Source organism: Paenibacillus diazotrophicus (assembly GCF_042610465.1).
In genome coordinates this window covers 571,383-583,452 of the sequence record NZ_JBGJZN010000002.1, presented here as the reverse complement: position 1 = coordinate 583,452, position 12,070 = coordinate 571,383, and the positions used below count along the sequence as shown (strand labels likewise).

Genomic DNA, 12,070 nt, shown 5'->3' with positions numbered 1-12,070 from the left:
CTTTGTTTATTCGATCAGCTGAGGAAGAGCTCCCTCTACTTAACTGGACGGATACGGATCAGCTCCGTATATTTGACACACCGTTGATGGTTTATCTTACGGTTACTTCAATAGATACTTTTTTCAGATCCTGGTTCAGGTCTTTATCCTCTGTCAGATCCAGGACCGGAACGCCGTCAATGTCAAAATGCACACGGCGAAGGCCGGAACTTCTGGGTCCGTCAATCCCCGGTCTTGCATGGTAAGCGTTCCAAATGACTCCATCCTCATCGGTAACATAAGAATTGTGGCCCGGTCCATATTCTCCCGGTACACTTCTGGAGGTCAGCAGCGGGTAATTACCTTTGGTCCAGCTGCGTATATCCAGCAAATCCGCACCCTTGTCAGCCGTCAGAAGACCCACAACGTAGGTTGCATCCACCGCCGCGCTCGCAAAGGTCATAAATAATTTGTCCTCGGTGTAGAGAGCGAATGGACCTTCATCTACAAAGGTATGATTATTGGCCCACCCGTAATCAGGTTTCGTCAGAAGTACCGGATCACTCGTCAGCTTCCAGGGTTCCTGCGGGTCGATGGTGGCGATATAGATCCAGGCTCCAAGATCGACAGGCTCGAATTGGCGCTCCGACCATGCGGCATAATGCTGGCCGTTCCACTGAATCACGGTCATATCGAGGGAAATCGTCTTGCCTGCTTCACACAGATATGTACCATCCCTCTTTACTACACGCTTAGGCATCGACCAGTCAGCAGCGCACATCGGATTTCCCTCTGCCCGTAACTTCATGACATGCGACTCTTCATAGAGGAACTCACCTGGTGTTGCCGCATGAAAGATATAAAGTTCATCTTCAATGATATGAAACTCCGGCGCCCAGAGCAGCCCGCCGATCTGCTCATAAGTATTCGAATCCAGAATCAATGCTTCCTCGGCATCTACTAATCCAGGGATGGTCTCTGCTTCCCGCATATATAGCGTGTGGTTTTGATCCGCATCATTGGTGGCAATGAAATAATACTTCCCTTTCCATTTAGCAATGCAGGGGTCTGCACGGTCAAAAGCGATCGGAAACGGGTAATGATCCTGATGGACTTCACCGGTAATGCTATAGGTTCCCGCCTTGTCCCAGGGGATTCCCTCCGTATTCCAATCCACCCTTTTTAGCGCTTGGGTGCCGTCGCTGTACAGAGCCGTCGCCCGGATCTCTTTCACATCCTGTTCCGATGCTGCTGTCACGCGGTCCGGAACTTCAATAGCAATGTTGGCCGGAACTGTAAGCTTAGCGTATAGTCTGCGGGCTATTTCATTCGGTACCGATATATAATTGCGCGGCAGAATCCCCTCAATATCGGCGAGCACTGTATCCAGGATAAACGGCTCCGCCGCTTCTGGTGCGGAGAGTCCCTTCATACTCATGATATCGGCTATAAAATTCTGATAACCGTTCCCCAGCTCATCGATCCAGCGGATCAGGTAGCCCTCCCGGGCGGTATCATACTCGCAGGAGATATCGCTTACAAAAGTATCCGCCTTAAGCTCCAGCAGTCCAACCTCCTTGTATTGCAGCAGATCACTGGAGGAGAACAGCAGTACTTTCCCCTTGCTCTCTGCATCGGCTTCCCCTTCAGCTTCTGTACGGATTGCGATCACCCCGAACTTTCCCTCAGCGGTATGGAACAGATACGGATTCTTCAGGCTCTTAGCCCGGAGTGTACCGTCCTCGTTCTCTGTCGCCTTCGCGAATAATACCCCCGAATTATGGTTCAATTCCTGAAAAAGAACTCCGTCGCTGCAGTAAGCCAAATGCATGCTGTACGCCAGCTTCGGAGCATATACCATATCCTCCTGAGGTAACCTGGTATAACAAAGGATATCATTCCGATCTGTGTTTGGTTGTGGTATCATGGACAAGTAACCTTCCTTCATTATTGATGATTTCTAATGATCATAAATTCGTAATTCATTTGTGTAATTCAGTTATTTTCCCAAAGTTCCTTAATTCACATTATAAATTATAGAAAAATTCGAAATCCCATACAATGATATATCCTGTCCATTAATTGATGTATCCGAAGAAAGGAGAAACAGATGCCCAAGATTCACTATGTTGAATTTGATGCTACTCATCCTGACGATTTTGTCTTCAGTATACCCGATGGCCATGATGCCTGGCTTCTGGTGCTCACACAAACTCCGGCGTTGTTTAAAGTGAACGGAGAATTGAAAGAGTATCCGGCCCATTCTGTTATTCTTTATCCTCCTAAGCACACTATCTATTATCGTGCTTGTTCCAATAAGTACGTTAACGACTGGGTCCGTTTCGATGCGGACGAGTCCTATATTACAGAAACCACTTTACCCATCGGCGTCCCCTTTTCGCTTCCCGACCCCAGCTACTGCCATCAGCTGTTTCAGCTGTTGACCTTTGAGCATACTTTTCAGAATGACTACCGGGAGCTTTCCATTGACTACCTGTTTAGAATTATCTTCAATAAGCTGTGCGAAGCATCTCAGGACAAGCTGAGCCCGCAATATTATAATCTCCTGAACTTGCGGAAGACTCTTTACAATAATCCCGGCCATCCTTGGACCGTTTCATTAATGGCTGAGCATCTGCATATCAGTGCAGGCTATCTGCAGACGATATATAAATCCACCTTTGGGATCTCCTGTATGGAGGATGTCATTCATTGCCGGATCCGGTTGGCCAAAGAAAAGCTTGGCTTCGGTCCACATAAAATTGCCGAGGTCGCAGCGCTTTGCGGGTATGCCAATGTGGAGCATTTCTGTAGACAGTTCCGGCAGCTTACAGGCTACTCCCCCCGTGCCTACCGCGATACACTCGCTTCCAAAGAACAAATAGTCCAGGCTGAACTTTAGCGGTGCCGGCATTCAACTCCAGAACCAGAGTCTTACGGTCGGCCTGATCAACGTAAAGCCATATTTCGAGCGCAAAGGGCGGTCCATACGCGGCCGCCCTTTGAGTTGGAATTTGTGGCATGGTCAAGCTCTGTACTCTGCAGACCTTGTTCTAATTCAGCCTATGATAATGAAAATAATCGAAATCGGCATAACCGCCTGACTGATTAGTCGCATAATTGAACAGTCCAATCCTGTACCCCATAAAGTGATCCAGCGTGAATTTCATATGCAGCGTCTTGCCGATTGGATTCCATGCAGTCCCGTTTGTCGAATAAAAGAACTGCGCCTGGTCAAGGCTATCCTCAAAATTGAATTCAACTTTGAGATAAACCCTTTCCCCGGTGAACACGATACTCTCCACCGTCTCCTCGCAGCCGTCGCCGCCGTTAACACACATCTCGATCCTGAACTGTCCCGGCTCCCCGGCTGCGATCCTTACAGTACCAAACCCATTCTGCAGAGCAACCATTCCCGCACGGTCACCGGGCTTCATTCCCAAGATCTCCAGCACTGTCTCTGCGCTGCAGGCCGGGCCTTCCGTACGTTGCGTCAGCGTATTGCGTGCACATAGGATGCTGTCCGTGATTTGACCGGTGCGGAGCCTCAGATGGCCCGGCCGCTCTGTCACAGACCACAGCCCAGGGTCAGGATTATGATTCCACTGCCAGTTCAAGGCCAGCCGGTTAGTCGCATAGTCGAACTCATCGCTGATTACAAGAGATTTCGGTTCTGCGACTGGAAGTTTTGTCTCAACCACTTGATGTGCGGAGCCTTTACTCCCGATGACCGGCCAATCGTTCTCCCAGCTCACAGGAAGCACGCAGGGTATCCGCCCGACAGCATCATGATCCTGGAACAGCACAGCATACCAATCGTGATCCGGGGTATCAACAATACCGCCTTGGGCTACACCATTATTATGGTAGCCCAGGTCATGATCCAGAATCACTTTCCGTTCGTAGGGACCCAGAAGCCCGCGCGAACGGTAGCAGACTTGACGTCTGCGCATATTTCCGGTTCTCGGCCATTCAATAAAGAACAAATAGTAATAACCGTTCAGCTTGTACGCATGACAGCCTTCGATCCGCAGAATCATATCTCTCCGTTCGCCTTCGAGCAGCAGTTGATCGGTTTCCCCCGGCTTCACGGCCGTAAGATCTTCCGTCAGCTCCTTAATATAGATATCACCATTACCGTAGATCACATAATTGCGTCTGTCGTCATCCAGCAGCAAGCCCGGGTCATGGTGAAGACCCGGGATTACCGAACGCTCCCATGTTCCATGCTCAATATCCTCCGTGTGGTAGATATAGAACCGGTTCATGTCATTGGATGAAAAACAGACGTAGAATACCCCATCCTTGCAGCGGAGCGATGCCGCCCAGGAACCCTTTCCATAAATCCCTTTTCCGTCGAGCAGCCGGTGGGCATCGTTATCCTCAAAGGTATCATATACATAATTTACAATTTCCCAATCCATTAGATTTACTGATTTCATAATCGGACAGCCCGGCATGACATGCATACTTGTGCTGACCATATAGAATGTAGGGCCAACCCGGATGACGTCTACATCCGGAACATCTGCCCACATAATAGGATTGGTTATAGTAGCAGTATTCACTGAATTGCCCTCCCTTGGATTAAATGATCTATTCTATAAACCTCCAGGACACAAGCTTGAATAGTGGAATCCCTGTTTTTCCTGTAAACACCAGATACAGGTCATGGGTTCCTTGCACACCGTTAACCTCCGTCTTTAACTCCATCTGATTCTCCGGCCCGTTTGCGGCGGGAACAGGCAGTTCGCCAATGATTGGACCTGCCGGGTCATCCAGATGTAGTTCAATCGCACCGCCGCCCTCAAGGCTCATGATATCCGCACTAAATGCTTTGGCACCTTTGCTTCCGAATTCGACTCCGGCTAATCCGATCCAATCGCCATTGTCAATCTCGGTTACAAGTCTTTCCCCCACAGCTGTCTCGAATTCCGTCTGGATACCTGCGCTCCATCCCATTGTCACTGCCTGCACTGGTTGATACGGGCTTAAAGGTTTGAATTGCTGCACCCCTTGATAGTCTGCTTCAACCTCCCGAATGGACCCATCCCCGTTATGAAAAAGGCGGTTAAGATGCGTAGAACGGTAGCCGTTCGCAATCCCCTGTGCTTTGGACAAGGTTTGTGCGTGATAGGCGATATACCATTCGTCATGAAATTGAAAAATCGCATGATGGTTATTGCCAGACACTCCGAAAAAATGTCCCGGATTCTTTAATATCGTCTCATGATAAGTCCAGGGACCCATGGGTTTGTCGCTCGTCATATATGCAATCTCACCCGCAGGAGGGCTGCCAGCCGGACGTTCCCCATCATAGAAATTTGAACAGTAGGTATAGTAATAGATGCCTTCCCGTTTATGTATGCCGGCATCCTCGAACATGAACGGGGCGGGAATAACCTCCGCAGTTCCCTCAACACTGGTCATGTCCTCTCCCAGCTTCATCACCCGTGCTGTACCCGGTTCCGCGTCTTTCCCTTCCGGTACTCCGCCCCCGAAATAAATGTAACCCTTACCATCATCATCAACCAGAACCGCCGGGTCGAACAGCCAGGTTACATCCTCCACTCCCGGGGTTGAACGCAAAATAAGTGCCTCCCCAATAGGGTCAACCCATGGTCCCGTTGGGCTGTCACTCGTCAGAACGCCGATACCGCTGGCATTATTGGCGAAGTACAGAAAGAATTTATCCATGCCTTCGATTACCTTGTGGACTGCTGCAGGTGCCCAAGACTGGGTAGCCCACTTGGCCGCCCCATCCGGCCCTGCTACCGCAATTTCACCATGATCGGTCCAGTTGACTAAATCGTCAGAGGAGATTAACGCAATCTTATTGATACTACTGTATGTGTTTTCTTTTACCACACCGTTCTCGTCATACTCCAGCGCGTCATGGGTCATGTACAAATAGACGCGATCTCCGTATACCAGGGCATACGGGTCGGCCCCATACCGATTTGCAACCACCGGATTACCGTTGGGTGGAACTTTTCCTATTGCTTGATTGAATTGAAATGTCATAAGATGTCCTCCATTTTGGGATTTCCCTGAATTTATCAAGTGTTATAACTTCGATGCAGCCAGATCGGCAAGCCGACCGAACGAAGCTTTGGGCTGATGATGTACGTCAAACAAAAACGGCCAGTTTTTACGCCCGCGGACCGGGAAGCCGTCCAGCCAGGTATAGTCATCAGCTACGCCCCAGAATGTAACAGAATCAATGACCTTTCTGTATTCAAGCAGAGCAGCAAAAATCTCTGCATACCGTTCCTCCTGAAGCTTCAGCATCTCTACTGTTGGCGCTTTCAAATCAGTCCGTTGATCTTCAAACCGGAACATGGAGAGATCAAGCTCCGTAATGTGGATTCTTAGGCCAAGAGAAGCATATAGCTCAAGTGCACTGCGGATTTCGTCAATGGTTGGACCATAGATGTTCCAGTGTGCCTGCATGCCTATCCCGTGAATAGGTGTATTTTGGTCGAGCAAACTGCGGACCAGCTTGAAGATTTTGTCCCGTTTGACAGGATCGGTCTCATTATAATCGTTGTAGAACAGCAAAGCGTCCGGATCTGCCTGATGGGCCATTTCAAAAGCCATACGGAGATAGTCCTCTCCAAGGATTTCTAACCATTTCGTATTTCTCAGGTATTGGTCTGATTTATCCTCAATGGCTTCATTAACCACATCCCAGGCATAAGCCTGCCCGCGGTATCGTCCAACCACAGTGTTAATATGGGTTTGCAGACGGCTGAGCAGCTGCTCTCTGGTGCACGGCTCCCCCTCTGAATTACGGAACATCCAATCCCCTGTCTGATTATGCCAGAGAAGGGTATGGCCCCGGACTACGATTTGATTGGCCTTCGCGAATTCAAAAATACGGTCGGCTGCATCGAAGGTGTAGATTCCTTCCCGGGGCTGAACCTCCTCCGGCTTCATCACATTCTCGGCTGTAATACTGTTGAAATGTTTAGCAATGAAAGAGGCTTGTGCAGATAAAACGTCCATGCTGAGCGCTGCGCCAATTTTGAAGGCGTCCCGGAACACTTCATGCAATGCGGGTAACCCGTTATCTGTCTGTGCCATCATCGATAACCTCCTATTGTGAATATAGATAACAGTTAAGTCTATGATATCGCTTTTGTATGCGTTTACCATTACTATACTAAAGAAGGATACCCATCATTCTTCAGCCCCAGCTTCTGCCTGGTTGCGGTAAGCTACTGGTTTCAGTGCCGTTCGTTTTTCAAACTCTCTTAAAAAATGATGGTAATGAACATAACCCACATTCTCTGCAATCTTCCTAACCGTCTCGCCCGTTTCTATCAGCCGCTTCTTGGCTTGTTCAATGCGCAAATTATGAATATATTCAAGGATGCTGATACCATTCTTTTTAATAAAGGCCTGGCCAAGGTATACCGGATTGATATAAAAATGCTCCGCGATTTCTTTTACAGTTAAGGGCTTGTAATAATTATCCTTCAAGAAATATTCCACCTGTATCAGCGGATGCTCGGATCCGCGTTCCTTATGCTGCCTGATATATTCCATGCATGAATTCAACAAGTCCCTAAGGATGCCTTCCAGCACTGTGAGCGACTTCGGCTCGGTTTTAAAAAATTCAAAAGAGTCACTCCACTGCTCTGCTTTCCCTCCGAACTCCTTCACAAGCTCCATACTTTTCAGCATGATGTCGATGCTTGTCATCTGTACAACTTCAGGCGCGGTTCTATTCTGTTCAAACCCTCTGAACATTTCACTCAGTTTGTCCCACGCTTTCTGTGCCTGTAATCTCTCGACTGCGCCTATCAGTTCCTCTGTCAGATCAGCAGAAGGAAGCTTATAGCTAAGCTGGTTCTGTGCATCCATGGCAGTATCAATAGGTCCGCTTGCTTCTGAATAAAAAACATGGCGGGCGGCAGCCCCTGCTGCCAACATGTAAGATACGGGCAGCTCCCGTAGAGACTGCACACTTGGCCCTATGCTCACAGACCCCTTCACGCTGCTGTTCCGTGACAATTCGGTATACACCCGCCTTGCCAGCTCCGCTGCAGATGTTGAATTCTCCACGACAAGCCCCGCCTGATCACCGGGTAAATCTATAGATAAAGCGCCCACCGATCCGGCCAACTTCCGGCAGATTTCTGTGATATTGCTTTTGGGACCATCCACATGTATATAAGTCCACCCGGAAACAGCCTCGTCCAGACGGTCCATTTGCTCAGCTATCTCCTCTTCCGGCTCCGCCCACTGCCCTTCAAGCATACGGGCGATCGCAACGGGAAGAAGCCGGTTCGCCAGCATGTCCTGCTGCATCTTGTGTTTAACACGCTTTTCCAGCTCGTCCGCAATGTCAGCAAGCGCCGTCTCCCATTCGGCTTCAATGACAGGCTTCAGTAAGTAGTGTCTTACGCCATACCGGATTGCTGTCCGTGCGTATTCAAACTCGCCGTAACCGCTGAGAACGATAAATAGGGGTTGCTCCATATCCAGCTGGCGTACGTGCTTGATTAGCTCCAATCCATCGATACCAGGCATGCGGATATCTGTGATCACAAGGTCTGGAGAACATTCCTCCACTGCGCTTAACGCATCTTCCCCGTTCTCGCATACTCCGCAGATTTCGAAGCCCAGCTCCTCCCAATCGGTCAACGTTCTCAGTCCCTCTAAAGCAATCGTCTCATCATCAGCTAAAACCACTTTAAACATGGGATTCCTCCACTTTTGGGTCCAATGCCAAGTCTATCGGAATTTGAATGGTAATCGCCGTCTGTTCATACTCGGTACTCTGAATGGTAAATGTAGATCTGCTGTCATAATACATCATCAGACGTTTGTAGACATTTCGGAGACCGATATTTTTACCGGAGTCTTGCTCCGAATGCAAGTGGCACTCGATCCATTTCAACTTATCCTCATCCATTCCCTTTCCGTTGTCCGTTACAGAAATGAATAGATCTGTGTCGTTCCTGAAAGCAGACACATGAATCTTCCTCGGTCCTTTGACCGACTGCAAACCATGCTTGCAGGAATTCTCCACCAGTGCCTGTACGCTCATTTTTGGAATCCGGCAATTCAGCACAGAAGGGTCAATATCAATGTCGTAAGTGAACCGGCTCTGGAAGCGGAACTTTTCAATCTGAAGATACATCTCAATGAAAGATATTTCTTCTTCGATAGTAATCAGATCGTCCTTCCAGCTTAGCAGCCTGCGCATAATAAGAGCCAGATTCCGGATCACATCGGTGACCTCTTCATACTTGTATTTCTTACAAATGACCAATATGGCGTTCAGTGTATTAAAGAGGAAATGCGGGTCCACCTGACTTTCCAAATAGTTCAATTCGGCTCTTACCCGCTCGAGCTCAAGGTCCTTTTTCTGAATTTCCAGCTTATATACATCATTGATCAAATTGCGGATTTTCTCTGTCATCAGATTAAAGCTGCGGATGAGACCGCCGATTTCGTCCTTCCCCTCATACATGTCAATGCTCTCGAACTGTTCATATTTCACAAGCTTCATATGTCTGTAGAGCAATCTCACCCTCAGATTATAGGATCGTATAATCACAATGATCAACAAGGTAGGAATAATTACGGTCAGTACAGCGATAATCAGGGACACCCTCAGCGCACGGCTCATCTCATGATTGACTACTCTGCCTTCCGGAGTTCCGATCAGCCTCCAGCCTTTCGTATATCCTGCAGTGCCCAGAGTACGGACAATCTGCTTGGACGATTGACTGTCACCCGTGTCCACGTTTAATAATACGTCTTTATCCATTGAATAATAGGAATGATCCGATTCCAGCACCACACGGTTCTTCTCATCCAGAAGCTTGAACTGCAAATAGTCGTGTTCCTTCTTGAACAGCTCTTGCACATTGTTCAACCTCAGATCGATTCGCAAATACTTCTGGTAGGGCTGTCCCGTAAAGTTATCCAGCTTGCGGATAAGGCTGACAAACACTTCCTGCTGGGGCGGATTGAGCGGGTTAGTCCCCTGATAAGAGGTTAACAGCACCTTGTCCGAGCCACCGGTTATTTTGCGGTACCATTCACTCTTCTTATCGCTGTCTGACAAAATAAAGTAACTGCCGCCGTTCTGAATCGTTGGATTTGTAGTATACACGCCCATCCAATAAATATAGGAATGCAGGTTGTTATATTGCCACATCTTATCCCTCAGAACACTATTGTAGGCATCATAATAAGATTCGTTATCCGGATAGGTAGAATCCATGATTTCATTGTAAGCCCGGTCCGCAGCCACCGTGTTGCTTATCGCCACACACTCATTCACGATTTGCATGAGGTCATAGACCACACGGTCTACAGAAATTTCAAGATTCTCTCTTTCACGTGCATCCACGTTACGGCTAATCTGAACATAGAAGAGGGCATTAATGCTGAGTATAGGGACAAGAACGCATAGCAAATAGATGAATAGGAATTTGTATTTGAGCGGGATGTCATTAACGATGGCTGATGGTTTTCCTTTGCCCTTCATGCTGCTCCCCTCCTCTTCTCCTTGAATTAGCCCTTCTTGTACACCGAAGGTGAGATGCCATTCAGCGCTTTGAACTTGGCGGCGAACAAATCCGCATCCGAATAGCCCACACGCCCGGAGATATCTGAAATGCACATATCCGTCTGTCGCAGCAGTTTCTTGGCTTTTTCAATCCGGTATTCATGAAGAAAATCGTTAAAAGAAATGCCATAACGTTTCTTAATCCGTTGTCCCAGATAAGCAGAATTCACATGTAAATGCTTCGCAATGTCCTGAAGCTTCAGCTTCTCCTTATAGTGCTCACGGACATAGTCCATCGCCGCTGTAACGAGCAGGTCCTCCTGATTATTGTCCAAGGTGGCGAACCATTCGGCAACTTCATGCAAATCCTCTTTCGTCTGCCGCTCAAACAGCGCCAGACAGCAAGCGGTTACCCGGGATGGAAACCATTTCCCCGCCCATATTGAGGAATCTCCCCCTCTAACATCGATTTCGCGGAGCAGTTCAGCTTTGATATTACTCAGGAAAGCATCAATCCATGTACTTGAAGTACTATCCGCCGAGAAAATATTAAATACATCGCTCAGCTGTGAGCTTAATAGATCAACCTGCCCTTCGGTCACGGATCGGAGCAGTGATTTCTTCATCCCTGACGGAAGCAGTGCTACTTGATCCTTGTCTTGCTTCTGAAAGAAAACGATCTCGCGGTTGTTCAAATCTGGCCGGCATAGTTCAGCCGACAGCGCTTCTTGATATGCAGCATTCAGAGATGCGGTACCGCAATGCTCCAGACTGGCCGAGAACAAAACCTTGCCGCTATACGGAGCCCGCACTTCATTGATCCAGCTTGTCACCATTACGGGGTCAAGCTCCGGACCTTCCTGCGGTGAAACCAGCAAATAACCCAGCTTATGGCTTCCGGCCATAAAAGGATGAACGGATATATTGCGTAACGTTTCCTTAGCATTCATGGAATAGACCTGGCTTCGCAAGTGGGGGCTGTCGAATGAATCCCCCTGGGCTAATACGCAACATATCCGGGAATTCGGATGGATATCCAGCGCCTTCAGTGCCTCTTCCGCTTCTTCAGCAGAATTGTCCCGCATGAGAAGACGGGACACGGTTTCGGCTTGTATGAAGGCGGAGACCAGCTCCTGCCGTGATGCAAGCTTGCGCTCAGCGCGTATTTGTTCGGCTACAATCTGCAGTGCCTCTGTCAATTCTCTTTCATCCAAGGGTTTGGTCAAATAATTGGACACACCGTATCTAAGGGCTTCCTTGGCATACTCAAAGTCAGCATAACCGCTAAAGATGATGAACTTCGGCTGGAAATCGCTTTCAGCAAATGACTTAATGAGTTCAAGACCATCGATCACAGGCATGCGCACATCGGTTATGACCAAATCAGGCCGTGTGCTATGAATCAGCTGTAGCGCATCTTCGCCATCCAGGGCTTCGCCGCACACTTCAAAGTCCAGTCCCTCCCAGTCGACCAGGAATCGCAATCCTTCAAGCATCAGCGGCTCATCGTCGGCAAACAGTACCTTTAGCATTGGCATCACCATCTTTATTTCTGAATTT

General features: G+C 48.5%; 8 protein-coding genes. 1 reads left to right on the top strand and 7 read right to left on the bottom strand.

The window, feature by feature from the left end; genetic code table 11:
* Positions 1 to 91: 91 nt before the first annotated feature.
* Positions 92 to 1,840, bottom strand: coding sequence for a family 43 glycosylhydrolase (locus tag ACAN54_RS13925; RefSeq protein WP_379155672.1), 1,749 nt, complete (start codon positions 1,838 to 1,840; stop codon positions 92 to 94).
* Between the two features lie 249 nt (positions 1,841 to 2,089).
* Here ACAN54_RS13925 and ACAN54_RS13920 point away from each other — a divergent pair, with 249 nt between their 5' ends.
* Positions 2,090 to 2,881 carry a helix-turn-helix transcriptional regulator gene (locus tag ACAN54_RS13920; RefSeq protein ID WP_379155669.1) on the top strand — a complete coding sequence of 264 codons (792 nt, stop codon included), beginning with the start codon at positions 2,090 to 2,092 and terminating at the stop codon, positions 2,879 to 2,881.
* Positions 2,882 to 3,032: 151 nt separating this feature from the next.
* Here the strand turns inward: ACAN54_RS13920 and ACAN54_RS13915 are convergent, their stop codons facing one another.
* The 6 genes from ACAN54_RS13915 to ACAN54_RS13890 form a co-directional block, all read right to left on the bottom strand.
* Positions 3,033 to 4,547: a glycoside hydrolase family 43 protein gene (locus ACAN54_RS13915; protein WP_379155666.1), complete on the bottom strand. Its 1,515-nt coding sequence runs from the start codon at positions 4,545 to 4,547 to the stop codon at positions 3,033 to 3,035.
* A gap of 28 nt (positions 4,548 to 4,575) precedes the next feature.
* Positions 4,576 to 6,003, bottom strand: a complete 1,428-nt coding sequence (locus tag ACAN54_RS13910) for a glycoside hydrolase family 43 protein (RefSeq protein WP_379155663.1) — start codon at positions 6,001 to 6,003, stop codon at positions 4,576 to 4,578.
* Positions 6,004 to 6,045: 42 nt separating this feature from the next.
* Positions 6,046 to 7,065 (bottom strand): endo-1,4-beta-xylanase, encoded by a 1,020-nt coding sequence (locus ACAN54_RS13905; protein WP_379155660.1) that lies wholly within the window; start codon positions 7,063 to 7,065, stop codon positions 6,046 to 6,048.
* A gap of 96 nt (positions 7,066 to 7,161) precedes the next feature.
* Positions 7,162 to 8,688, bottom strand: a complete 1,527-nt coding sequence (locus tag ACAN54_RS13900; RefSeq protein WP_379155657.1) for a response regulator — start codon at positions 8,686 to 8,688, stop codon at positions 7,162 to 7,164.
* Positions 8,681 to 10,489, bottom strand: a complete 1,809-nt coding sequence (locus ACAN54_RS13895; RefSeq protein ID WP_379155654.1) for a sensor histidine kinase — start codon at positions 10,487 to 10,489, stop codon at positions 8,681 to 8,683. Before ACAN54_RS13895 ends, ACAN54_RS13900 begins: the two co-directional genes overlap by 8 nt.
* Positions 10,490 to 10,515: 26 nt before the next feature.
* Positions 10,516 to 12,042, bottom strand: a complete 1,527-nt coding sequence (locus ACAN54_RS13890) for a response regulator transcription factor (RefSeq protein WP_379155651.1) — start codon at positions 12,040 to 12,042, stop codon at positions 10,516 to 10,518.
* Between the last annotated feature and the right edge of the window lie 28 nt (positions 12,043 to 12,070).

Coding starts and splice junctions, on each gene's coding strand:
- ACAN54_RS13925 (WP_379155672.1), bottom strand. CDS start 1,840: ATGGTATATGCTCCGAAGCTGGCGTACAGCATGCATTTGGCTTACTGC.
- ACAN54_RS13920 (WP_379155669.1), top strand. CDS start 2,090: ATGCCCAAGATTCACTATGTTGAATTTGATGCTACTCATCCTGACGAT.
- ACAN54_RS13910 (WP_379155663.1), bottom strand. CDS start 6,003: ATGACATTTCAATTCAATCAAGCAATAGGAAAAGTTCCACCCAACGGT.
- ACAN54_RS13905 (WP_379155660.1), bottom strand. CDS start 7,065: ATGGCACAGACAGATAACGGGTTACCCGCATTGCATGAAGTGTTCCGG.
- ACAN54_RS13900 (WP_379155657.1), bottom strand. CDS start 8,688: ATGTTTAAAGTGGTTTTAGCTGATGATGAGACGATTGCTTTAGAGGGA.
- ACAN54_RS13895 (WP_379155654.1), bottom strand. CDS start 10,489: ATGAAGGGCAAAGGAAAACCATCAGCCATCGTTAATGACATCCCGCTC.
- ACAN54_RS13890 (WP_379155651.1), bottom strand. CDS start 12,042: ATGCTAAAGGTACTGTTTGCCGACGATGAGCCGCTGATGCTTGAAGGA.